General features: G+C 42.1%; 23 protein-coding genes and 2 tRNA genes. 9 read left to right on the top strand and 16 right to left on the bottom strand.

The genetic code is table 11. The annotated features are described in order from the left end of the window. Positions 1-4: 4 nt before the first annotated feature. Both E2K52_RS03855 and E2K52_RS15350 read right to left on the bottom strand, forming a co-directional pair. A complete protein-coding gene (locus E2K52_RS03855; RefSeq protein ID WP_151203872.1) occupies positions 5-589 on the bottom strand; it encodes an anthranilate synthase component II in 585 nt (194 codons plus the stop codon). Between the two features lie 283 nt (positions 590-872). Further along, a complete protein-coding gene (locus tag E2K52_RS15350) occupies positions 873-1,034 on the bottom strand; it encodes a hypothetical protein (protein ID WP_227548208.1) in 162 nt (53 codons plus the stop codon). Positions 1,035-1,675: 641 nt separating this feature from the next. On the opposite strand from E2K52_RS15350, the gene glnA reads away from it, so the two are divergent. The 6 genes from glnA to E2K52_RS03825 all read left to right on the top strand — a co-directional run bounded on the left by glnA (position 1,676) and on the right by E2K52_RS03825 (position 6,601). Further along, positions 1,676-3,091, top strand: coding sequence for a type I glutamate--ammonia ligase (gene glnA / locus E2K52_RS03850; RefSeq protein ID WP_171478795.1), 1,416 nt, complete (start codon positions 1,676-1,678; stop codon positions 3,089-3,091). 88 nt (positions 3,092-3,179) lie between these two features. Continuing rightward, entirely contained in the window at positions 3,180-3,455 is a 276-nt protein-coding gene (locus tag E2K52_RS03845) for a hypothetical protein (protein ID WP_151203854.1), read from the top strand. A gap of 77 nt (positions 3,456-3,532) precedes the next feature. Beyond that, positions 3,533-4,012 carry a chorismate--pyruvate lyase family protein gene (locus tag E2K52_RS03840; RefSeq protein ID WP_151203871.1) on the top strand — a complete coding sequence of 160 codons (480 nt, stop codon included), beginning with the start codon at positions 3,533-3,535 and terminating at the stop codon, positions 4,010-4,012. A gap of 8 nt (positions 4,013-4,020) precedes the next feature. After that, positions 4,021-4,899 carry a 4-hydroxybenzoate octaprenyltransferase gene (gene ubiA / locus E2K52_RS03835; protein ID WP_151203853.1) on the top strand — a complete coding sequence of 293 codons (879 nt, stop codon included), beginning with the start codon at positions 4,021-4,023 and terminating at the stop codon, positions 4,897-4,899. A gap of 110 nt (positions 4,900-5,009) precedes the next feature. Then, complete coding sequence (locus tag E2K52_RS03830) at positions 5,010-6,257, top strand: lipase family protein (RefSeq protein ID WP_151203852.1); 1,248 nt, start codon at positions 5,010-5,012, stop codon at positions 6,255-6,257. 98 nt (positions 6,258-6,355) lie between these two features. Beyond that, on the top strand, positions 6,356-6,601 hold the full coding sequence (locus tag E2K52_RS03825; RefSeq protein WP_151203851.1) for a hypothetical protein: 246 nt from the start codon (positions 6,356-6,358) through the stop codon (positions 6,599-6,601). 276 nt (positions 6,602-6,877) lie between these two features. On the opposite strand, the gene E2K52_RS03820 is transcribed toward E2K52_RS03825, so the two are convergent. The 6 genes from E2K52_RS03820 to E2K52_RS03795 form a co-directional block, all read right to left on the bottom strand. Continuing rightward, positions 6,878-7,867 carry a diaminopimelate dehydrogenase gene (locus tag E2K52_RS03820; protein ID WP_151203850.1) on the bottom strand — a complete coding sequence of 330 codons (990 nt, stop codon included), beginning with the start codon at positions 7,865-7,867 and terminating at the stop codon, positions 6,878-6,880. A 312-nt stretch (positions 7,868-8,179) separates the two neighbouring features. Next, a complete protein-coding gene (locus E2K52_RS03815) occupies positions 8,180-8,623 on the bottom strand; it encodes a DUF2726 domain-containing protein (protein WP_151203849.1) in 444 nt (147 codons plus the stop codon). A gap of 61 nt (positions 8,624-8,684) precedes the next feature. Beyond that, positions 8,685-8,760 (bottom strand) — tRNA-Asn (locus E2K52_RS03810). A gap of 6 nt (positions 8,761-8,766) precedes the next feature. After that, positions 8,767-8,842, bottom strand: a tRNA-Asn gene (locus E2K52_RS03805). Between the two features lie 146 nt (positions 8,843-8,988). Beyond that, complete coding sequence (locus E2K52_RS03800; protein WP_151203848.1) at positions 8,989-9,615, bottom strand: superoxide dismutase; 627 nt, start codon at positions 9,613-9,615, stop codon at positions 8,989-8,991. 153 nt (positions 9,616-9,768) lie between these two features. Beyond that, on the bottom strand, positions 9,769-10,527 hold the full coding sequence (locus E2K52_RS03795) for a Nif3-like dinuclear metal center hexameric protein (protein WP_151203847.1): 759 nt from the start codon (positions 10,525-10,527) through the stop codon (positions 9,769-9,771). Between the two features lie 170 nt (positions 10,528-10,697). Here E2K52_RS03795 and E2K52_RS03790 point away from each other — a divergent pair, with 170 nt between their 5' ends. Next, positions 10,698-11,876 carry a S1C family serine protease gene (locus E2K52_RS03790; RefSeq protein WP_151203846.1) on the top strand — a complete coding sequence of 393 codons (1,179 nt, stop codon included), beginning with the start codon at positions 10,698-10,700 and terminating at the stop codon, positions 11,874-11,876. 564 nt (positions 11,877-12,440) lie between these two features. On the opposite strand, the gene E2K52_RS03785 is transcribed toward E2K52_RS03790, so the two are convergent. From E2K52_RS03785 to lipA, 3 genes are all read right to left on the bottom strand, one after another. Next, on the bottom strand, positions 12,441-12,833 hold the full coding sequence (locus tag E2K52_RS03785; protein ID WP_151203845.1) for a carboxymuconolactone decarboxylase family protein: 393 nt from the start codon (positions 12,831-12,833) through the stop codon (positions 12,441-12,443). Positions 12,834-12,944: 111 nt separating this feature from the next. Continuing rightward, the gene (locus tag E2K52_RS03780) at positions 12,945-15,521 is read right to left on the bottom strand and encodes an acyl-CoA dehydrogenase (RefSeq protein WP_151203844.1); all 2,577 of its coding nucleotides are present in this window, start codon (positions 15,519-15,521) and stop codon (positions 12,945-12,947) included. A gap of 429 nt (positions 15,522-15,950) precedes the next feature. Then, positions 15,951-16,964, bottom strand: coding sequence for a lipoyl synthase (gene lipA / locus E2K52_RS03775; RefSeq protein WP_151203843.1), 1,014 nt, complete (start codon positions 16,962-16,964; stop codon positions 15,951-15,953). A 212-nt stretch (positions 16,965-17,176) separates the two neighbouring features. On the opposite strand from lipA, the gene sthA reads away from it, so the two are divergent. After that, on the top strand, positions 17,177-18,592 hold the full coding sequence (gene sthA / locus E2K52_RS03770) for a Si-specific NAD(P)(+) transhydrogenase (RefSeq protein WP_151203842.1): 1,416 nt from the start codon (positions 17,177-17,179) through the stop codon (positions 18,590-18,592). A gap of 102 nt (positions 18,593-18,694) precedes the next feature. On the opposite strand, the gene E2K52_RS03765 is transcribed toward sthA, so the two are convergent. From E2K52_RS03765 to E2K52_RS03755, 4 genes are all read right to left on the bottom strand, one after another. Continuing rightward, the gene (locus E2K52_RS03765; RefSeq protein ID WP_151203841.1) at positions 18,695-19,024 is read right to left on the bottom strand and encodes a four-helix bundle copper-binding protein; all 330 of its coding nucleotides are present in this window, start codon (positions 19,022-19,024) and stop codon (positions 18,695-18,697) included. A 419-nt stretch (positions 19,025-19,443) separates the two neighbouring features. Continuing rightward, positions 19,444-19,578: a hypothetical protein gene (locus E2K52_RS15570; protein WP_264765937.1), complete on the bottom strand. Its 135-nt coding sequence runs from the start codon at positions 19,576-19,578 to the stop codon at positions 19,444-19,446. Next, complete coding sequence (locus tag E2K52_RS03760; RefSeq protein ID WP_151203840.1) at positions 19,571-20,785, bottom strand: MFS transporter; 1,215 nt, start codon at positions 20,783-20,785, stop codon at positions 19,571-19,573. Before E2K52_RS03760 ends, E2K52_RS15570 begins: the two co-directional genes overlap by 8 nt. 172 nt (positions 20,786-20,957) lie before the next feature. Next, a complete protein-coding gene (locus E2K52_RS03755; protein WP_151203838.1) occupies positions 20,958-22,037 on the bottom strand; it encodes an OmpW/AlkL family protein in 1,080 nt (359 codons plus the stop codon). Positions 22,038-22,461: 424 nt separating this feature from the next. Here E2K52_RS03755 and E2K52_RS03750 point away from each other — a divergent pair, with 424 nt between their 5' ends. Beyond that, complete coding sequence (locus tag E2K52_RS03750) at positions 22,462-22,641, top strand: hypothetical protein (RefSeq protein ID WP_151203836.1); 180 nt, start codon at positions 22,462-22,464, stop codon at positions 22,639-22,641. A 70-nt stretch (positions 22,642-22,711) separates the two neighbouring features. Here the strand turns inward: E2K52_RS03750 and E2K52_RS03745 are convergent, their stop codons facing one another. After that, entirely contained in the window at positions 22,712-23,500 is a 789-nt protein-coding gene (locus tag E2K52_RS03745) for a hypothetical protein (protein WP_151203834.1), read from the bottom strand. Positions 23,501-23,925 lie beyond the last annotated feature (425 nt).

Here is a 23,925-nt window from a genome sequence, read left to right as displayed (position 1 = left end):
CCCATTATGCATAAATTTCAAGAAAGTTTTTAAAGATCTGATGACCATGCTGGCTCAGGATGGATTCCGGGTGAAACTGCACGCCTTCGATCGGCAATGTCTTATGTTTAATTCCCATAATTTCTTCCATCGAACCATCTGTTTCATTGGTCCAGCAAGTCACTTCCAGACAGTTCGGTAACGTCGCTTGATCAATCACCAAAGAGTGATAACGGGTCGCTGAAAAGGGAGAAGGCAGGTGACTGAAAATCCCGGTATCGCTGTGATACATATCAGACAAACGTCCATGCATTACGCGTTTGGCGCGAACAATCTCACCACCAAAGGCCTGTCCAATACTTTGATGACCTAAGCAGACGCCGAGTAAAGGGATTTTCCCGCCAAAGTGCTGAATGGCCGGAATAGAGATACCCGCTTCACTTGGAGAGCAGGGACCAGGACCAATGACCAGATACTTCGGTTGCCATCGCTCAATATTCTCCAAAGTCACGGCATCATTACGGACTACTTTTACTTCCTGTTGCAGTTCGCCAAAATATTGGACGATGTTATAAGTAAAAGAGTCATAGTTGTCGATCATGAGAAGCATTTTGAGCATAACCTCTTGAAGTTTATATACTTTATAACACTGCGGGAGTTTGTTAACCACAATGTTACTCACTTTGTATAAAGTGATTGATTTTGCAGGCATTAAGACAGCTGCACTACCAAGCGGCTACTTTAGCAGTTTTTGAATGGCTTGTGATGATTTCATTCGTCCAATTATTTGGGTGTTATTTATTTCTTATACTTGGTTTTTTAGAGGCTGTGATTGATTCACAATCATTTTCTTTTTATCAGCCCATAATGTGATGGTAACCAAATTCAAAGCGTTACTCTAATTCAGGCATAGCTGTAAAATGATAGAAGTAGGCTTGATGTAAGCATGCTAAGAATACTTCTACTCCTGGAATATTTTTATGATGAATGATCTGCTTTTGAGAAATAGTATTTTTGGCAAACCGTACTGCTTGGGTTTTGCGATGCTCCAGCAATGATGTACCAGAATCTTATTATTTTAGGTTGCACATAAACTGATGATGAGTAACCGACTTTCTTAAAGTTATAAGCTTACTTTTAGATAGATTGTTGGTGAAAAATGAAAAAAACGATGGGATAAAAATAAAAAACGATAAAACCGCCTATCCACAACTTGATCTAAAAAGCATCACTTAAATGGTTGGCAATACTCTAAGAAAAGCAGAATAATTGTACTTATTTTGCAAAAAAATCATATAAAACAGAAAAGAGAGCAGCTGGTGTACTTCTCTTTTATGTTGCTGAATTGTTATAGCTTTATGGCTATTTGCCAGAATTGGGCAATCTTTAAGCTAAAATTTACTAAATTTATAGAAATATGTTTAAGAATTATATTTTTATCTTTAAAAAAGGTCATGCGCACTATTTAAGTGCGTTAGAAAATAAGTACCAATAAAATATATCCAGCGTGCCTGAATATAGTGCATTTCCTTTCACTCCCAGTATAATAGGCGCAAAGTATTTTTAGCTTAAGATGTTTTCTTGTAAAGAATTCAGAATTTTAACTATGCTTTTAAGAGTTGGTACGATAATTGCATTAATGAATGCCAACTACTAACACGCACTTTGCGAGTGCAACAAAAACCATCGGAGCAAAATGAGCATGGCGAACAAGGTCCTTCAACTCATACAAGAAAGTGGCGCAAAATGGGTCGATTTTCGCTTTACTGATACCAAGGGTAAAGAACAGCATGTCACTTACCCATCAGACAGTATTGATGAAGATACGTTTGAAGACGGGAAAATGTTTGACGGTTCGTCAATCGCTGGATGGAAAGGTATTGAAGCATCCGACATGATTTTACGTCCAGATGCAGAGACTTGCTTCTTAGATCCGTTCTTCGCAGAGCCAACAGTTGTTGTAACTTGTGATGTCATTGAACCATCGACTGGTCAGGGTTATGACCGTGATCCACGCTCTATCGCTCGCCGTGCAGAAGAGTATTTAAAGTCGACAGGTATTGGTGATACAGCATTCTTTGGCCCAGAACCAGAATTCTTCGTATTTGACGAAGTAAAATGGGAAATCGACATGTCTGGCGCACGCCATACATTGATCGCTGAAGAAGCTGCATGGTCAACCGGTAAAGATTATGAAGCTGGTAACTCTGGTCACCGTCCACGTGTTAAAGGCGGTTATTTCCCGGTTCCTCCTGTAGATTCTTCACAAGATATGCGTGCAGATATGTGTGCAAAAATTGAAGATATTATGGGGCCAGGCCGTGTAGAAGTACATCACCACGAAGTTGCATCTTGCCAATTAGAAATTGGGGTGAGCTTTAATACTATGGTGCGTAAAGCTGATGAAGTTCAACAGTTCAAATATGCGGTTTGGAACGTTGCCCATCAATACGCGAAAACTGCAACCTTTATGCCTAAACCGATGGTTGGCGATAACGGTTCTGGTATGCATGTTCACATGTCGATCTCTAAAGATGGCAAGAACCTGTTTGCAGGTGATGAATATGCAGGCCTTTCAGAAATGGCCCTGTATTTCATTGGCGGTATCATCAAACATGCGCGTTCATTAAATGCGATCACTAACCCTTCTACTAACTCGTACAAGCGTTTAGTACCACATTTTGAAGCACCAATTATGCTGGCTTATTCAGCGCGTAACCGTTCTGCATCAATCCGTATTCCATACGTATCTAGCCCGAAAGGCAAACGTATTGAAGCGCGCTTCCCTGATCCAATGATGAACCCGTACCTGGGTTTTGCTGCTTTGTTGATGGCAGGTCTGGACGGTATCCAAAATAAGATCCACCCAGGTGAAGCTGCTGATAAAAACTTGTATGATCTTCCTCCTGAAGAAGAAGCAAAAATCCCTACAGTGGCTCATAGTCTGGAAATGGCACTGGAGGCACTCGAAGCTGACCATGACTACCTGTTAAAAGGTGGCGTGTTCTCTAAAGATATGCTTGATGCCTATATCGAAATTAAAACGGAAGAAGTTCGCCGTTTAAATACCACAACTCACCCGGTTGAATTCGATATGTACTACAGTCTTTAATTCTTTATAGAATTTCACTGTAAAAAATGCCCGCCTTGCGCGGGTTTTTTTGTATCATCTGTTTAGAGATTTACAATTAGTAGATAATATGGCGCAACGTAAAAAGCACACAGGATTTTTCCCCTGGAATGATCCGAACGATCATGCAAAAGGTTTCAAACTCAATTTTTCAGAAGTAACTTATATTGAAGTTGGACGTAGTCCCGAAGGCTATAAACAGGCGCAATTTATTGCATTGAAAAACCCTGAGCTGGCATTGGATTATGATTATCCGCAAAGTTTTTATTTAAGTGCTGAGGGTTTTATCTTGCTGAAAAAGGCAAATGGTCAGTTTGAAGTTATTGCCAAAACAGACAATGGCTAAACATTGGTTATGGAATAAAGTGCAAGATGCATATTAAGCAGTCAAATATCTTGCAGGTTGAGTGTACAGGTAAACTTATGCAGCAAATCTCTGCTGAATTGAAATCATGGCTGTATGCTTCAGGGTCTTTAACGCAGCAGCTGACAGATTTAGCGAATGGAAAATTCAATGTTCAGCCAGTCAAAGAGCATTTTCAGCGCTTAAGCTTCAGTGATGCACGGTGGATGGGAATGCCACATCAGCATACCTCATGGGTACGGGAAAGCCATTTATATGGCTGTGAAGCTCAGCCTTGGGTGAAAGCAAAAAGTATTTTTCCTATTTTAAGTTTGCAAAAACGGGCGCGGATTTTTCAGCATATTGGTAAAAAGCCGATTGGCTGGTTTTTATTTCAACGTACCAATCCTCAGTGTGAGCGCCGTGTGTTATGGCTTGAAGATGGCTGGACCAGGCAGAGCTGCTATACTTGGCACGGTTGTAAATTTATTGTGCAAGAGACTTTTTTGCCCAGTTTTGAGCAGTTTTTACAACATCAGACTTCATTACAACATCGTTAAGGATAAACATGGCAACTTTGCAAACGACCACATGGCGTCAGCGTTTTGAGGCTTATTATTATCTCTGTCGTTTTGATAAGCCGATTGGTACAGAACTGGTATTCTGGCCAACCATGTGGGCGTTATGGATTGCTGCGGAAGGTATTCCTGATTTAACCATCTTAATTGCCATGATTTTAGGCACTATTTTTATGCGAGCTGCGGGTTGTGCGATCAACGATTTTGCCGACCGAAAAGTGGATGCTCATGTAGACCGCACCAAAAACCGGCCGCTGGCAACCGGAGTTATTTCAGCACGTGAAGCGGTTTGGGTATTTTTGGCTCTGGTCGCTGCCAGCGCCTGCACCTTGTTTTTTCTGCCCATAGCGACATTCTATTGCGCGCTTGCTGGTCTGGCGCTTGCGTTTATTTACCCCTTTATGAAGCGATATACGCATTTGCCGCAAGTCGTGCTGGGCATGGCATTTTCATGGGGAATTCCCATGTCATTCACAGCAATGGGCAAGCCGCTCGATTGGAGTTGCTGGCTGCTGTATTTTGGTAATCTGGCCTGGACTGTGGCTTATGACACTCAATATGCAATTACTGACCGTGAATACGATTTAAAAATCGGGGTAAAATCGACCGCTATTCTTTTTGGGAAATACGATATTACAATGATTTCTGCGCTACAGGCTGTGAGTGTTGTGCTCATAGGTAGTGCACTATGTATAGAACACCTGTTGGTGCCATTTGGCCTGATTGCTTTGCTGGTGGTGATTGCAGATTTTATCTATCAATGGACTAAAACCAAAGAGAAAGAGCCGCACTGGTGTTTCTGGGCATTTCGTCATAATCGTTGGGTAGGTTTGATAATATTCACCGGAATTTTTCTGGCACTCTGGTAAAAAAAACTGGTGATTGCAGACTTACAAAAGCATCCTATAAGGATGCTTTTTTTTATGTTTTATTCAAAGCTCTTGCATGAGAATTATAAAGAACAATAAGGGATTACCATATGAATAAGATAATGAAAAACGGTTTTAAAAAGACCTGTCTGGCAGTGATGTGTTCAATGACATTATTCCTGACGGCGTGTCATAACGATGATGATAACAGTTCATTTCAGCCCCAGGAAAAAGTATTCTTGGGTCAGAAAGCCTATAGTGCAGATATACTTGCGGAAGCATCCAATATTCAGGTCATGCGCTATAACATGCCAAATGTACGTGGTGAGCGGGTTGAGGCTACGGCGATGGTTCTGTATCCGAATACACCACAGCCAAAAGATGGCTGGCGTGTCGTTGTCTGGGAACATGGTACGGTAGGTAGTGGTGATTCATGTGCGCCAACGAATAACCTGCTCAACTCTAACTTTAAAGTGCTTGCACGTAGCCTGCTTACACAAGGATATGTCATTGTGGCACCAGATTATGAGGGTTTGGGCACCCAGGGAATCCATCCTTATTTGAATCTGGATAGTGCTGCTCAATCAGCAATTTATGCAGTAAAAGCATTTAAACAGCAGCAGGGCAGTAGATTTAATGGGGCTTGGGTATCTGTCGGGCAATCTCAGGGAGGGCATGCCTCTCTGGCAACAGCAGAGTTTGCGGATCGTGATTCAAATTATAAGGCAGCAGTTGCAGCAGCTCCGGCATCAAGCTTAGGACGTATTATTGGTGAAATAGCACCACAAGCTTTAAAAGCTATGGTGGATGCTGGGCAAGATGAGAGGGCCAAAGCGGTCTATGCTGAGTTGCTGGCTTATGCAGCCTATGTGGGCGTCGGGATTAAGGCCTATGAACCAGCTTTTAACTATCGCAATATTTTTTCGGAACGAGCTGGCATTGTTGCTGAAAAAGCCGAAGGGACGACGGGGGAAAATGGATTATGTCTACAGCCTCTAATTACTGAATATATTAATGATATTAATCTTTACCTGAATACTAATCCGGGGAAAACTGTTATTGATTATCCAGGATTGGTTGCGAACTTTCAAGATAATTCTTCAGTCAAAAAGTTCCTGCTTGAAAACCAGCCTGCAACTGAAAAAATCAATGTGCCAGTCATGATTATCCAGGGAACGGCAGATACGGCAGTGCCTTATATAATCACTGATGCTTTACAGAAAAACTTGGCAAATATGGGTACCGCTGTCACTTTTGTACCTGTGTCAAATGCAACGTATACCGAAGCTATTGTAAAAAGTAATGATCTGCTGGTATCGTTTATTGAAACGCATATGCCGGCTGGTGTCAGTCCTTAATACCAAAGGAGCTTCGGCTCCTTTTTATAGCTTGAGCAATTGCTTTATTTTGTTATATTGGGCAGCGCAATGAATGATAGAGAAAAGCAGGTCGGTTTATGTCGCAACAGCCACAACAGCGCAGTATTAAAAAGCTGGTGATTCTTGGAACACTGGCTTTATGTATCCCGATTTTTTTAATTACCATGGCATTTTTGGCCGTCAACAGTGATGCGAAAAATCAGGAAAAATATAAGCAGCAGCAAGCTGAGATGATCGCGCGTATTGAAGCACGAGAGGCCGCCGAGAAATTAAAGGTAGAGCCGCAAGCTCAGGCGAGTCAAGCTGCTTCTGAAACCCAATAGGCTTCTCCTTACTAGTTGTTCTTATGATCTTCAATAGTGGGGTGATGGTTTGATACTTTATAGGTCTATACTGAACAGCTGCATAGTTGGCTATCAGGCGCAGAGCATCCGGGACGAGATTTCTTTTTCTTGTTTCAAATGTTGAAGGCTCATGCCATCCGCATACGAGTATTGTCTGATCTCATTATAAATATTTAATGTTGCATCACAGCATTCTGCTTAAATAGACAGGATATAACCACTGATCACCTGATCAGTGGTTATATTTAAATGGCCTTAGAGCAGTTCTTTACGTAATTGCTCAGGTGTTTTGATTGAAAGCAATCCAGGTGCTACATCGAATGCTGTTTTGGCACCATACTGCTGAGTTTGATTCAGGCGGTAGCAGGCACGGGCATATGCCACTAAAACGCTTGCAGTAAATTCAGGATTACTATTCAGTTTCAAAGAAAACTCAATGACTTGAGCCTGCTCATCACTGGTATTGCCGCTACGGATAACAAAACCGCCATGTGGCATACGCTGGTGATCTTTCAGTAAGGTTTCCTCACTGATAAAATTCACAGTCGTATTATAGTCGGCGAAGTAATCCGGCATTGTCACAATAGCCTGTTCAACTGTTACAGCATCAGCACCTTGTTCTAATACCACATAACATTCACGATGATGCTTGTCTTTAGTGCTTAAGTTAGGGCGAGCGCCACTGCGTACCTGTTCAATTGCATGGCTGGATGGAATGGTATATTGAACACCGGCTTTCACGCCTGGTACACGGCGGACTGCATCGGAGTGGCCCTGACTTAAGCCTTTACCCCAGAATGTATAGGTTTCACCATCTGGCAATAAAGCTTCACCAAATAAACGATTAATTGAAAACATGCCTGGATCCCAACCAATAGAGATCAGGGCTGTTTTATTATTGGCAGTTGCAGGCCCATCTACTGCTGCATAGTATTCCGGAATGCGTGCATGGGTATCAAAGCTATCTACGATATTGAATTTACTTGCAAAAATCGGGCCTTGTTGCGGTAGGTCATCTTTAGAGCCGCCACAAAGAATAAGCACATCAATTTTATCGCTAAAATCATTTAATAATGCATCCATGCTATAAACCTGAGTTTCTGCAAAGCAGGGAGTAACACTGCTAGGTGCGCGGCGAGTGAAAATACCCACAAGTTGCATATCAGGATTTTTGTGAATTGCAGTTTCAACACCACGGCCAAGATTACCGTAACCTGCGATACCAATACGAATAGAGTTTTGCATAAATGGACGATCACTGAATAAGAAGGAGTATTAAAATAAGTAAGATGATCATGACCGGAAATGCAATAGCTGGCTCATTGCATCTTACTTATATGTTATTTTCTAAGAGATTATAAAACGATAAGTTAAATTTTATCACCCTAAAAATATACAAAGAAAAGTTTAAAAGGCAACTTTTTAAAAGTAGGGCGATTAATCAGGAAAATGATAAGTTGTGTTGGGGCAGGCAAGCAGCCAAAAGATTCAAAATCGAATCCTTGGCCATCAGGCGAGTTTTGAAGTTAAAATACCGCTGAGTATAAGCTGTTGTGCTTATCTTAAATTCTGTTGTAATTGTCGGATGCTTGGAATGTCTGTATAGCGGATGACTGTATAACCTGCTGCAATTAGCATGGCATCACGTTCCGCATCTTCCTGTTCTTTACCGATATGGCTGGGGTCGTCCAGCTCAATAATGGCAACCACCTTATACTCACGATCCAGTACCACAAAATCGGTTACTTTACGGTTAAATTGATTGCGCATTTTCATGTGGTCATGAGTGATTAAGGCGCTAAATGCAACTTGTGCCAAAATATGATGATGAGGAAAAGCTTCTTTTAGGCGTACAAACATTCTGCTTTCAAAAGCAGTAATGACAGGTTTGGGATAAAACTTCTGCCGACGGGTAAACAGGCGTGGAAAGAGCAGGCAAATTAAGGCAAAACTCGCCATGCAGCCAATCACAAAAAATATAAACTGACTCAAATTAAACACAGACTAAAACAGGGAAGAATAAAAAAACCCACTTCGCAATGAGTGGGTTTTATAAAAATCTTGGCTCTCCCACCTGGGCTCGAACCAGGGACCTGCGGATTAACAGTCCGTCGCTCTACCGACTGAGCTATGGGAGAATAGATTGGCTCTCCAACCTGGGCTCGAACCAGGGACCTGCGGATTAACAGTCCGTCGCTCTACCGACTGAGCTATTGGAGAATCTGAGGGGCATTTTAGGCAGGAAACCAAAAGCCGTCAATCAATTCATGTAAAGAAATGAATCATTTGCTTTTTTAATATGCAGCCTGGCCTTAAAAATAAAAAAATCACCCATAAAGGGTGATTTTTATGCAGGAAATAAAAAATTATTTCTCAACACCAGCAGGTTGGCCAGCATATTTTGCATTTGCGTAATCCCAGTTTACTAAGCTTTCCAAGAAAGTCGAGATGTACTTAGGACGCGCATTGCGGAAATCGATGTAGTAAGCATGTTCCCAAACATCAATTGTTAACACTGCAACTTTACCGTGAGCCATTGGTGTATCTGCGTTTGAAGTTTTCATGATAGAAAGTTTACCATTCACTTCATCAGCTACTAACCAAGCCCAGCCTGAACCAAACTGAGTGGTTGCAGCAGTTGCAAACTCTTCGGCAAATTTTTCATAAGAACCGAAAGCTTCGTCGATTTTTGCAGCTAAAGTGCCAGTTGCTTTACCGCCACCATTTTTAGCCATACAGTTCCAGTAGAACGTGTGGTTCCAAACTTGAGCTGCGTTGTTGAACACACCTGCTTTAGATGCATCACCAGCAGTTGCCATGATGATTTCTTCTAAAGTTTTACCTTCAAGGTCAGTACCTTTGATCAGGTTGTTCAGGTTAACCACATAAGTATTATGGTGTTTATCATGATGGTATTCTAAAGTTTCTTTGCTGATATGAGGAGCAAGATCTTCATAACCGTAAGGTAGAGCAGGTAAAGTAATGGTTGTCATGTTCTCAATTCCTTGCATTTAGCTGGGTTTTAACAATAAGTGGCTTTATTGTAATAGATAATCGGACAAAATGGGCATTGCGTATAAATAACAATACACAATAAATCCTGAAAATATATAAATAAAGCTCTTGAAAAATGCTGTCAGCGAGAATTAAATCGGATTGTTTAATTCGTAATAAGCATACTCAATATTAAACTGTTCTGAAATCGCTTTGGCCAAGCGCTGCACACCGTATTTTTCAGTGGCATGATGGCCACAGGCATAATAATGTACATTCAGCTCCTGAGCTTCATAAAAAGTACGTTCGCTCACTTCGCCAGAAATATAGGCATCACAATCTGCGGCCGCTGCTTTATGAATATAATCCTGCGCACCACCGGTACAGAAACCGACTTTATGGATTTGAGTCTTGTCCGCAGGAAGATGAATTGCATCAAAGCCAAGTTTTTCTGAAACATGGCTTTTAAAATATTCAGGACTCATCGGTTGTTTTAAATAGCCAATATTGCCAATTGGATGGCGTTCACTCGGATCCAACTGTTCGATATTTTCCAGTCCTAATAAATCTGCAATCGCCGCATTATTGCCTAAAGTTGGATGACTGTCTAAAGGCAGATGATAGCCAACCAGAGAGATATCATTTTGGATTAAGGCTTTAATCCGTTTACCGCGCATACCGGTAATGGGGTAAGGTTCACCTTTCCAGAAATAGCCATGATGCACCAATAACAAATCGGCGCCCTGTTCAATCGCTGCTTCAATTGCGCCTTGTGAGGCACTGACTGCACATACAATTTTATTTACTTCAGTACGGCCTTCGATCTGTAGACCATTTGGTGCATAATCCTTGAACTCATGCGTAAATAAAGTCTGATTACACCACTGAATAATATCGTTTAAATCTGCCATAAAATTTCCGCCAGTTTAAAAACTTGTCACCATTAAAATATAAGATTAATTGTAACTAAAGCTGCACAAATATCTTGGCATATTTTTGTGTTTAGTTATGTATTTGGCATTACAATAGAGCACAAATTACTTAGCCATCAACGAATTAAAATATTTTAGAGGATTGCAACGTGCGCCGGACCTTTACATGGTTACCATGGGTATTACTGATTTTAGTCATTATCGGTTTTTTGGGGTGGCAACAACTGCAAAAACCGAAAGCACCCATTGCGCCTGATGGCGTCAAAATGCCAGCCGAAAAAGTAGAACCCCTGATTGATACGACACGTTCAGGCGGAATTGTTTCTTATAACGCAGCAGTAAAAGTCGCGGCACCAGCTGTTGTCAATATTTTTACTACCCAAAAGGTGAAACAGCAGGCTCATCCTTTACTGACTGATCCGGTATTTCGTGAGTTTTTTGGTGACCAATTGCCAGAGCAGTTTAGCCAAAGCCCGAATGAAAACAGTCTGGGTTCGGGGGTAATTGTACGCCCGGATGGTTATATTTTAACGAATAATCATGTGATTGCTCAGGCAGATCAGATTGTGGTTGCGTTACATGATGGCCGTCGTGCTGAAGCCAGAGTCGTCGGCACCGATCCTGATACTGATCTGGCTGTCATTAAAATTGAACTGGATCAATTGCCGGTACTGCCATTCAAGCTTAGTGGCAATGAGGTGGGTGATGTGGTTCTGGCGATTGGTAACCCCTTTGGTGTGGGACAAACTGTGACTCAGGGGATTATCTCGGCAACTGGTCGTTCGGATTTAGGGATTAATACCTATGAAGACTTTATTCAAACGGATGCGGCCATTAACCCGGGTAATTCAGGGGGCGCATTAATTGATGTAGCGGGTAATCTGATTGGTGTAAATACCGCAATTTTCTCGCAAACTGGGGGATCTTTGGGTATTGGTTTTGCCATTCCGGCTAAAATTTGTCAGCAGGTCATGAATGCAATTTTAAAAGATGGGCGTGTAGTACGTGGCTGGTTGGGGATTAGCTTATTGCCAAGTGAGCGAAATGATGTGCTACAGCCGAAAGAAACTGGTGTCATGGTTGCGGAAGTACTTGCAGATGGTCCAGCAGCCAAGGCTGGTATCCAGCGTGGCGATAAAATTCTGAAGGTTAATAATGAAGTGATTACTTCGGCATCGCATCTGATTAACTTTGTCGCCATACAGGCGCCTAACAGTACGATGCAGGTTGAAGTCGAACGTAACGGTAAAATCCTGATATTGGACGTGGTGGTAAGTGAGCGTAAGACACAAAATAGTTCTTCACAATACATTCCTTTGCCAGGTTAAAGAATTTGTTATTAAAAAATCCCTCACCTGAGGGATTTTTTATTTTCTTATCAGTAGGAGGTAGTAATACAGCCGTACTGATCATTTTTGCCCAGTATTATATCCACAGATAATATTCAGGCTTGGTCAGTCATGTGAGTTGAGCTGGATTTTTTAGGTTTTGAAGTACCAGAATTTTATTATCGTTTTAATAAGTGTCGGCTATAGTTCTAATATTTCTTGCTTATTGCTTTGCTTACCACTCTCAGAGCTTCAACAGGTTTGATGATGATATAGAGGCGATTATGATGACAACCATATTGCTCAATTTTTAGAATGATTAAGGAAGCAGGATTCGATATATTCATTTATATCGGGAAGATTGGTATTACGGTTATATTTTTATCTGAAGTCTAAGAAATAAATCTGGAGCAACCGACTGAGTGGTTCGGCTGATAAATATGCCCGGCATACATATATGTTTAAAGGGGAGATTTTATCTCCAAGTCTTTAACTTGGGAATAGCCTAAGTATGTTGTTAATTTTAATCCTGCTTAAGCTATTGCCATAAGATAAACGGATTATTTAATTCTGCTGGTTTGCCTGATAGTCCTGAATTACTTCAAGTGCTGCGCGAAAGGCTTCCTGTGTCGCAGGTGCGCCGCAATAAGGCAGACTATGGAGCAGGACTTCCTGAATTTCTTCAACAGTCGCACCATTATTCAAGGCACCTCGAACATGGCCTTTAAGTTCGGTTGGGCTTTTGAGTGCGGTAAGAAATGCAAGCGTAATCAGAGAGCGGTATTTACGTGGCAATACACCTTCACGCTGCCAGGTCGAACCCCAGGCATGCTCATTAATCCAGTCTTGTAACGGCTGGGTAAAAGGCACGGTATTTTCCTGAGCACGTTGCACAAAATTTGCGCCCATCACTTCAGTACGGACTTTCAGGCCATTTTCATAATCTTGTTGTGACATTATCTTCCCTCACATTCATTATCAGTCTAGCTTAACGTTTTTAATCGTTGATACCCATAGTCAGATGGTCGTAAAAAAGTGGCGGTTACGCCACTTTTTTAAGGCTTTTATTTAAAAGCGCAGGAAAGGTTCCTCTTCCGGTTCTTTATGATTGTGATGTTCATCTTTTGCAAGGGAGGCCACAGGCGCAGAAGAGGATTTATAGAGTCCGTTTTCAACCGCTATTTCTGGTTCCGGCTGGGCGGCTTGAGACAGATGTGGATTATCCAGTTCTAGTACCTCTTTAAGTTCCAGGTCAAAAATATCCGTCAGCATGCTGTCATAACGTTTGGCATTGTAATGACGCAGCTGTTCAGCTTCATGCTCATCAATAAAACCGTTTTGCTGTGCATCTATGAGCCGCTCTTCAAAACTCAGGCCTTTAAACTGATTTTTGGATTCTGCCTTTTTGAAACGATCCCAGAGCGGTTCTATTTCAAGTAACATATTAAAGGTAGATTCCATGCGTCCGGTAATATCATCTTCTAGAGTATTATAATAAACATGTTGTTTTAAAGACTGACGGAAGGCATTGTCTTCCATCATGCTCATGGCCACCTGCTGTCTAAGTTGATCTGATGGCTTTTTGAGTGGGCGGCCAAATGGGAAACATATTAACTTCACCATAGCTGCTGCGCTTCCTCGTGGGAAGTTTGCAAACAGGTCGTAAAATCCTTCTTGTGCAGTATAAAGTGATTTCTCTACCGCCAGCTGAGCATGTAAACGCTCAGCCTCGGTCTTTTTGCTGTGTTCAAAGTATTTCAAGATGGAGGAAGCAATAAAGAGATGCGCATGAATATCAGCCAGACGCCCAGATAGCATTTCCTTGCGTTTAATATCGCCGGCCAATAAACCCAGACACATATCGGCAGTCAGAGCAAAGTTGGCACTCAGACGGTTAATGACCTTGTAATAAGCACGGGTAAAATCAGTCGCGCTTTGAGGAGCATTACTTGAACCACCGCTAAAAGCATAAGCCAGAGAGCGGGCTGCGCGGTTAAACGTATAGCCGAGGTGCTGGAACAGTAAATTATCGAAAGGCTGCAGGGCAGCTGTCCGATCCTCTGCCTGTAATAGCTGTAATTCCTCATACAGATAAGGATGGCAGCGCATAGAACCCTGACCAAAAATCATTAGGGAGCGGCTCAGAATATTGGCACCCTCTACAGTAATGGAGACAGGAATGGCTTGGTAATTTAAAACCAAAAAGTTACGTGGACCCATCTGAATAGCACGGCCACCGACCACATCCATGCCATGATTTACCACTTTACGCATGGTTTCAGTGGCATAGTATTTGGCCATGGCCGTCATGACCGCAGGCTTACCCCCCTGATTCAGACCACATGTAACCAGATAACGGAATGCTTCCAGCATATAGGTATCACTGGCAATTTCACTATTGGCTTCCTGCACACCTTCAAATTTACCGATTGAAATCTTGAATTGCTGGCGAATGCGAGAAAAAGCGCCGACATTCAAGTAAGTCATTTCGGCACTAGCGGTAGACAGGGCAGGCAGGGAAATACCACGGCCTACCGCCAGACATTCCATCAGCATGCGCCAACCCTTACCGGCATTTTTCACCCCACCGATAATCCAGTCCAGCGGAATGAATACGTCTTTGCCTTCAACTGTACCATTCATAAATGGCGAGCCAGGATTATGGCGTGGTCCGATTTTCACACCTTCATGACTCGCAGGGAGCAGAGCACAGGTAATCCCGTACTCGGCCTGTTCACCCAAAAGATGATCGGGATCATACATTTTAAAAGCCAGACCAATGACAGTGGCAATCGGTGCCAAGGTGATCCAGCGTTTAGAAAAGTTCATTTTAAGGCCTAACACTTCCTGACCCTCAAACTGACCATAACAAACCACGCCGGTGTCGGGGATGGAACCAGCATCTGAGCCAGCTTCGGGGCTGGTTAAGCCAAAGCAGGGAATTTCCTCACCTTTGGCCAGGCCAGGTAGATAGCGGTCTTTCTGCTCCTCGGTGCCATAATGTAAGAGCAGCTCACCTGGTCCAAGCGAGTTGGGCACCATACAGCTAACCGCTGCAGTAAGAGAACGTGAGGAAATTTTGCTCATGACCCGGCTTTGGGCGAAGGAGCTAAATGCACGACCACCATATTCCTTGGGAATGATCAGACCTAAGAAACCGTGCTCCTTAATATATGCCCAGATAGCGTCAGGTAAAGCTTTTTGCTCATGGATTTCCCATTCATCCAGCATACTGCATAAGGTTTCAACCTCATTGTCCAGAAAAGCCTGTTCTTCAAGTGATAGTTTTGGATAAGGATAGTTATTAAAGTTTTCCCAGTTTGGAGCACCCATAAACAGTTCTTTTTCCCACCAGCTGGTACCAGAGTCCAGTGCTTCACGTTCTGTTGGGCTGATGCTGGGCATAGCACTCGAGAGTGCCTTATACGCCGGTTTGGAAATCAGTGACAGGCGCAAAGGTGCAACGAGCAGTACTAGGCTGATGAGAATGAGTGGAATACCCAGAAGGAGTGACCAGGGACTGATAAAGGTACATACCATCGACATGACTAGCAGCACGATGGCTCCACTGCTACGTGAGAGCTGAAAATAGAAAACGGCCCATAAACTCAGGAGTAGAAGCAGTACAGCGAAAATAAAGAACATTGTTATATTTCTCCAGCGTTATGCAACAGTAGCTTTGCCTGAATTCCTCCTCTTTATTTCGCAATATTTCATCAACTCTTTTTGCATCATTTGAGAATCAGGCAAGCGCAGCATTGTTCTTGTGAGAATTATCGTTTTCAAGTATTTCAACGATATCGTTAAGTCGTTTAGCTATTTTTTGAGATTGTTTGAAAAATGAGCATTCTTCAAGTGAGAACGCGCAAAGAAATGTGAAGATAAGTAATGACTTAATTTTTAGTTAGTAGGCGTGAGAGGGTTTAAAAACCAATCAAAGTAAATATCTTTGTTCGCTCATTCGGCCCATTAAATTCTTTTATAGATATGGTCTTTAAAGGTGCTAAAACGAGATTTATTTAAATACACACAAAAAAAGCCCTCTAATTTAGAGGGCTTTGGCTTTAAAGCTTTTTAAGCTTCAAGCGTTTGAACTGCAATTTTTTTAGCCGGGTCAGTTTTGCGGCGTACTGCTGGGACAGGTTCGCCGTAATATTGACGGTCAGCGAAGTAACTTGAACGTACCATAGGTGCAGACCAGATATTCTTAAAGCCCAGTTTACGGCCGTGCTCAGCATAGCGTTCAAATTCTTCTGGGGTAACAAAGCGGTCAATTGGAGCATGCTGTTTAGATGGCTGCAAGTACTGACCAATGGTCACATAATCCACTTCATGTGCTTTCAGGTCATTGAGTAGCGCAATAACTTCTTCTTCCGTTTCCCCAATACCGACCATCAGACCACATTTGGTTGGAATATCCGGGCAGTAGTCTTTAAACATTTTTAAAAGATTTAACGAGTGCTGGTAATCAGAACCTGGACGCATGGCTTTATATAAACGTGGCACAGTTTCAATGTTGTGGTTAAATACATCAGGCGGACACTCAGTCATGATACGCAGCGCGATATCCATCCGGCCACGGAAGTCAGGTACCAGAATTTCTAGCAGGGTATTTGGACTTAAAGTACGTGCTTCTTTAATACAATCCACAAAATGCTGTGCACCGCCGTCGAGCAGGTCGTCACGGTCTACGGAGGTAATCACTGCATATTTTAGCCCCAGATTGGCAATGGTTTCCGCCATATGGCGCGGTTCATCCGGATCAAGCGCATTTGGACGACCATGAGCCACGTCGCAGAATGGACAGCGACGGGTACAGATATCTCCCATGATCATAAAGGTTGCCGTACCGCCGCCAAAACATTCAGGCAGGTTCGGACAGGCAGCTTCTTCACAGACGGTATGCAGTTTCTGCTGACGAAGTGTAGTTTTAATACGCTGAACTTCTTCCGGAGCTGCCATCTTGACCCGAATCCAGTCGGGCTTCCGAGGCGTTTCAACCGTAGGAACAACTTTTACAGGAATACGAGCGACTTTCTCTGCGCCGCGAAGTTTGACCCCCTGTTCAGGTTTACGGTTCTCAGACATATTCAACTTTTCCACTATTTTGAAGGGAGATAATCACCATTAGTATTTTTTTATTATAACGAAACTTGGGCAAAATAGGGCGAAAAGGGTTATTCATTTAAAAAATGTTCTTATCACACAATATATGTAAGTTAAATACACCAAACTGACAGCAATTACGTCATAATATAGCGTAGATTAAAGCAAAATTTTTTAATTTTAAGGAGCGTTGAATGCCACGTAAGAAAGAGGTCATTAGTGGGACTTTCGTTAAGTACGATGCGGTAGTTCTAGGTTCGGGCCCTGCGGGCGAAGGCGCGGCAATGAAACTTGCCAAATCTGGCAAGCGTGTTGCAATCGTTGATATGCGTGAACAACTTGGTGGTAACTGTACTCATGTAGGAACCATTCCAAGTAAGGCATTGCGTCAAACGGTATCCAGTATTATCCGTTATCAACGTGATCCAATGTTCCAGAAAGTAGGAGACTGGAAACAGTTCACGATGAAGCAAGTGCTACGCAATGCACATAAAGTCATTCAGCAGCAGGTAGACACTCACTCACGCTTCTATGACCGTAACAAAATTGATATTTACCATGGCCGTGCCTATGTCCAGGACCAAAATACCATTTTTGTCTTTGCACCCGATGGGATTAAAGAAACGATCATGTTCCAGCAACTGGTGATTGCGACCGGTTCTCGTCCATACCGTCCGGATATTCTTGATTTCAATCATCCGCGTGTCTTTGATTCAGACAAAATTCTGGAGCTGGATTTTACCATTCAAAAAATTATTATTTATGGTGCAGGGGTAATTGGTTGTGAATATGCCTCGATCTTTATCGGCTTGGGTCATAAGGTTGATCTCATTAATACGCAGCCGAAGTTGCTCAGCTACCTAGATGATGAAATTTCTGATGCACTGTCTTACCACTTGCGTGAGCAGGGCGTGTTAATTCGTCACAATGAACAGATCGACTTCCTGGAAACTTCAGATGACTATGTGATCTTGCATACTCAAAGTGGCAAGAAAATCAAAGCAGATGCGATTTTATGGTGTAATGGTCGTTCAGGTAATACGGATGGTCTAGGCCTGGAAAATGTGAACCTGAAACCAAATAGCCGTGGTCAACTGACGGTGAATGATCAATATCAGACCGAAGTTGAAAATATCTATGCTGCGGGTGATGTGATTGGCTGGCCTTCACTGGCTTCTGCTGCCTATGACCAGGGTCGCTGTGCCGGTGCAAACATGAACGGTGAGGAAAACGTCGCACCAGTTACGGATATTCCAACAGGAATTTATACCATTCCGGAAATTTCATCTATCGGTAAAACTGAACAACAGTTAACCGAAGAGAAAATCCCATATGAGGTGGGGCAGGCGTCATTTCGTCATCTGGCACGTGCCCAGATTACCGGGGATACCGTTGGGGAGTTGAAGATCTTGTTCCATCGTGAAACTTTAGAAGTTTTAGGGGTGCATTGTTTTGGTAATAACGCTTCAGAAATTATCCACATCGGTCAGGCCGTGATGAACAGCCCGCACAATACCATCAAGTACTTTGTGGAAACCACCTTTAACTATCCGACTATGGCGGAAGCTTATCGTGTAGCAACATTAAATGGCATGAACCGTCTGTTCTAATCACCCGGTTCAGTTGTCAATAAAAATCCCTCAATCAAAGCAGATTGAGGGATTTTTATTTTTCCTGATTTTTTAACTTTATCTACACTTCTTTGTGAATGATCAGGCAGCCATTTTTCTGCATTCAGCCGCACAGCGACGGCAAGCTTCTGCACATTGCTGGCAGTGTTCATGCTCATGTTTGCCGCATTCTTCTGCGCAGTATTCACAGGCCTGAGCGCAAAGCTCACAAATTTCTTTCATAAAAGGAGATTGTTTCTGCTCCATGCGGGCACAGAGCTGGCAAATATCTGCACAGTCCAGACAGCGTTGAATACATTCCCGCATCATCTCAAGATCTTCTTCTTTTAAACAGGCACTTGCACAATAGGTACAGGTAAGGGAACAGGTCATACAGGTTTTCACGCAATCTGCAAACTGGATATCATTCATCTTCCTCTCCTTGAGTGATTGGATTTAGGAATAAGCTAATCAGAAAAAGGCATATACACTAGGCAGATTAGGTGAGGAAAAGTAAAATAATCATAGGTTTTGTTACGTAATTTTAGAAGTGGATTACCGCTTGTTTAAATTTAAGTCAGCAGAAATATAAGCTGAATAACTCTTAAAAATCAAATCAATAGAGCAGAATTTGAAGGATAGAAAAACAGATTAATGGCTTCGACCATTATCGAAGGCGGATGAGTTTTTTAGTAGCGGGAATCTGAGAAAATTCAGCGTCTATGAAATCTAAAAAGTTTATAACTTTATGAAAAACTATATAAAAATAAATAATGGGTCAGAGGGGTTTGGTTGAACAAGACTAATTTCACAAATGCTTAGAACAAGTTACATCTTTGAGTTTTTGCCAATCAGTGCGCGCAAAAAGCCTGATTAAAATATTCAAACAGCTGGGGTGTCTGACTCCAGAGCACAATAGCCAGAATCAGTAATAAGATTAGGGCAATGATAATTAAGAGCTTCAGTAGCGCAGTAGAATCAGTCATGGACAATTTGCTCCTCATTAACCCAGAAATGCACCCATACCCCGAAAATGCTCAAAGCAATCGACAGCATCCAGACTGCATTATAATTACCGCTTAAATCGTGGTTAAGACCACCGAGCCATCCACCAAAAAACGAACCGACCTGATGGGTAAAGAATACTATACCACTCAGCATCGTCAGGTATTTTACCCCAAACATATTTGCCACAATACCATTGGTCAGTGGTACGGTAGAGAGCCATAACAGCCCCATAATGATACCAAAGGCATATACCGTCCAGGTGCTTAAAGGCAGGAGTAAAAAAGCACTGATCGCAATCGCCCGCAGGCCATATAATCCCATCAGCAAATGAGGCTTGGAATATTTGCCGCCCAGCCAGCCGGCAGTATAAGTCCCTACAATATTAAACAGACCCACCAGTGCCAAGAAAGCCGTACCTGTCGTGGTATTAAAGCCATGATCAATCAGGTAGCCAGGTAAGTGAATGCCAATAAAGACCACCTGAAAACCACAAACAAAAAAGCCCATGGCCAGAAACCAAAACGGTTTATGATTTTTAACGACCACAAGAATCTGTTTAAAGCTAAGCGGGCTTTTAGATGCAGTAGCTACGGCATTTGGATCAACATACAGAGGTGCCTTCAGCATCCAGGCCAAGGGGATAATCAGGGCAATTAAAATGGCACTGACCACCAGAGCGGCTGACCAGCCTACATTTTGTAAAAGGAGCAGAGTCGAAGGCAGCATAATAAACTGGCCAAAGGAACCGGCTGCACTGGCAATCCCCATTGCCAGACTGCGTTTTTCTGGCGGAGCTGCCCGACCTACGGCAGATAATAATACTGGAAATGAGGTCGCAGATAAGGCTAATCCGAGAATCACTCCCACACTCAGGTTTAATAATAGCCCCGTCGAACTGACTGCCATGAGCAGCAAACCAAGTGTATATAAGACTCCACCCACCGCAACGACAATTTTACTGCCATATTTGTCAGCAATGGCGCCAGTCACGGGCTGGACCGCACCCCAGATCAGGTTCTGCATGGCAATTGCCAGGCTAAAAACATTATGACCCCAGCCAAACTCCTCGCTCATTGGCATCAGATAGAGTCCAAAGGCATGACGGATACCTAAGGACAGCGCCAAAATTATGGCAGCACCAATTAGCATAAAAATGAGTGTTCTGGAAAATTGACTGTCAGCCATAAGTGCGTCGTGAATATAGAGTTAATTGTTATAGTATTCGATTCAATCGGGGGAGGCGATAAAATAAAAATTAATTGAATTATAATTTTTATTTATGAAAATTTAAAGTTTTATAGCTTAAAGTAGATTATAAAAAAGCAGAGTCCATGCTCTGCTTTTTAGCACAAGAGGGCTAGAAGCGAATACCAATACCTGCATAAGCGAGAATAGGATTAACCTCAATTTCTGCCTTAGATTCAATTAGTTTCCCGAATGTTGAGTCAGTGACAGTAATCGTTGTCTCATTATTTAAATGAGCATAAGACAGTGAACCTACCGCGAACCATCGGTCATTAAAATCATAAGTAAAACCGACAGTGGCAACCGGAGCGAAGGCATCCGAAGCTTCGACTTTTACTTTTGGATTTGCCTTGCTATTTGGTTTATTTTCTAAAGATGCGCCCGCTTTCCCATCGAGAATATTTGCAATCATATGTCCGGCAGCAATCAGATCTTGTTCTGTTCGAGGGTTAATTTCAAGCTCATTAAAATAAGCATACAGCAAACCTAAGCCAACATAGGGGCGGAATTTATTTACACCAGTTTTTCCGAAGTGGTATTGAAACTCAAAAGCAGGTGTCCAGGCACGTGCAGAAGCGGCTGCACCATAAGCTTCTAAGTCTGTAATTTCAATATCTTTCTTTAACTCAATTTCTAGTGGAAGGGTAATGCTTCCCAGTGTAGGAGTTGCAGTGCCAGAGAAAGGGGCAAAAATCTTTCCTTTTCCTTGCAGGTCAACTTTAGGGGGAATACCGGCTTTCATTTCGAAAGAAACATTATCGGTAAAGAAGTAGTTGGTCATGATCCCCAGGGTGGTCACATCATCTGCTTCTAAGCCACTCCCAGAATTATTCCATTCAGAAAGACCATTGATCTGTGTCGTTCCACTCATTCCAGCAGGTAATGTGCCTCCAGTGAAAAAGCCAATTCCTTCTAATAAAATTTTGACTGCTTCCTGTTTTTCATTTGGATCAAGATTATTTAAAACGGTGTCTACCTGAATAGGGCCATTGGTATAGCTTTTCCCATTCTCGACCGCCGTATTGACTTTAAAAGGTTGAGCTTTGCCTTGTGGCATGACATGTAAGGCACCGACGGATACAGAAAAGCGTTTAAAGCCATCCCCATCTTGCAAGCTGAAATAAGGTGAATTTGCATGTGCAAGCACAGGTAAAGAGGCCATACCTGCCATACAAAGCATTATTGTTTTCATTAAACCAGAACTCCATGTTCGTTGTGTTTCTTTGTTTTTGTATTGAACAATTTATGTGAATATCATCAAAAAACTCAGCTGCTGAACAAGTAGCTAAAAGTAACGAACGGGTTTTGTTTGGTAATCAGTATGACTATTGGGTTAATTTGCGATGTTTTTGTGTAATAACAAGTGGGATATGGGGTGAAAATTGAATTTCTGAGCGGGTCAAACTCTGCTTATTCAGCTTGCATCGAAGCTAGTAATTGGCATTTTCTAGCTTTTTTATGAAGTTTTTTTGAAAAAAATATATAGATTTTGAGATTTAAAAAGGCTTTTATTTTAATTTTGAGCCAAGAAAGTGAGAAATTTAACTAGAACGAGTTGTACCCAGGAGTGCTCATTTTTTTGTACAATAGAACGCATAAATTATTGAGTAGATCACATGAATTCGCAAAATTCTCCCAAAAAAAAGCCGCTGGTTAATTTGCCCTTTCCTATAAAACAAGCCGAGCAGTCTGCTGCAGAGGAAGTCTTGGAAGATCTGAGACCAAAACCTCAGCGTTATGCAGACCGTACCTGGATGCCACCACGTGGCACCCGTCGTGCGATGGGAAAACGTTAAGCACTCTAAACATTAGAGCGTCGGACATAGAAAAGCCATGATGATCATGGCTTTTTTTATACTTTTTGAATTATCTTAAACTTTTACGTGCCTTATTTTCTGGTTTGGGCGGCGAAATTTCCCGTTTCCCCTTCCAGACATCAATAAAGTCTTTTTCATTGATATTATACAGCTCTAATAAAGCCAAAATCACCGCGCCAAATAACATTGCACCTTCTGAGTTATCTTGAAAATCAAATATTTTTCCTCTTAGATTGTGCAGAATATCTTCAATTTCAAAAACCCGCTCTCGTCCATTGCTATCTGTTGGATAAATCTGGGTATTTAACAGGATTTTGGCCAGACTTTTTTCATTTTCACTTAGGGCGAGGACTTCAATCAGTTCATCTGTGGCCGGCGTGAAAATCACAGAGTCTCGAAAAATGGTATGCAGAAACTTTGCTGTCACTTTAGGGAGCGGCTTTTCTACAAAAGGACGGAACGATTGCGGCAAAATGACATTATGGGAAATGCCTTTGAACATGGGCGCGATTTCTTCGACTTTATAGCCGGCAATACCGCATCCAATTGAAGTAATAAAATACTTTATTTTAGGATGGTTCTTGGTGTAAAGCTTGAAGTCATCAATATAGTGCTGAATTTGCGATAACGGCATTTGCTGTAAATGCTCATTCATGGTCGGAATGGCATAACTCTGACCGGACCAGCCACGCCCCACACCCATTACTGCACCAAAGTGTTCTAGTGCTGTTCTAGCAGCACCTCCACCATGCTGGCCTGCCATGTTACTTCCAAATACAAAAACAGTGTTTTCTGGCAGGGATTTAACAATACTTTCATTATGATAATGGTAAGTCATGGCTTTTTATTCGCTATCCTGATTAGCTTCATGTTGCCTTTGAAATCAATAAGGGTCAAGGCATTATTGTTGCAGAGCTACCCAAACAGATACGTCAAAATTCCGCCAATAATCCAGAATAGGATACCGATCAAACCTAAATAGAGTTGTTGTCTGAAAATACTTAATTTATTGTTTTGCATAAGTGACATCTTTTATAAAAAATATTTATTCAATAAGGTCTCGATGACCAGAAGCAAATAGAAAAGACCCACACAAAATATGCCAGTGCCCATATCGCGAAACTGATTTTTAAAAGCTTGGATTCTCAAATGAAGTGCAACAGAGATTAAATTATTGAAAGGGAGCAAGATGAGCTAGCATTTTGCTTCCGACCGACCAAAGTCAAAGTTGCATCATGAACTATACTCATCTTACTCAAGAAG

This window comes from Acinetobacter sp. RF14B, assembly GCF_006864105.1.
In the GTDB taxonomy this organism is placed as follows: domain Bacteria; phylum Pseudomonadota; class Gammaproteobacteria; order Pseudomonadales; family Moraxellaceae; genus Acinetobacter; species Acinetobacter lwoffii_C.
The sequence above is the reverse complement of the archived record's forward strand: the minus strand, read 5'-3'. Positions and strand labels throughout refer to the sequence as shown.